General features: G+C 53.7%; 1 protein-coding gene. It reads left to right on the plus strand.

The genetic code is table 11. From position 1 onward, the window contains the following. The coding region (locus C474_RS12955; RefSeq protein ID WP_008387470.1) for a hypothetical protein at positions 1–208 on the plus strand (208 nt) is incomplete at its 5' end. Positions 209–356 lie beyond the last annotated feature (148 nt).

Consider the following 356-nt stretch of genomic DNA (forward strand, 5'->3'; position numbering starts at 1 on the left):
GTTCGTGGCGTTGGTGCTGGAGGGTCAGAAGCAGGAGGCTATAACGGCCGCAGACACGTTGACGCGGGCGTTACTGAACGATGATAAGCCACTGACGGACGACGATGTGGCGCGGCTCGCTGAGATCGGGAATGCGTTCCGGGCGATCTACAGTGAACTGGTCCACCGTGTGCCGGAGGAGCACCGTGTGAGGTACAAGGACTCGTAGTCGGTTTATCATACTTCTGGTAGTATGCGTATTCAGTGATACCCTCCCCTACAGTATTCATTAACTGTAGACCTTCGGTCTACAGTGAATGAAATTGGCCCACAGCCCATTTGCCCATGGTGTGTCAGAGAGGAGGTAGATATATAGA

The organism is Halogeometricum pallidum JCM 14848 (assembly GCF_000337095.1).
GTDB lineage: Archaea > Halobacteriota > Halobacteria > Halobacteriales > Haloferacaceae > Halogeometricum > Halogeometricum pallidum.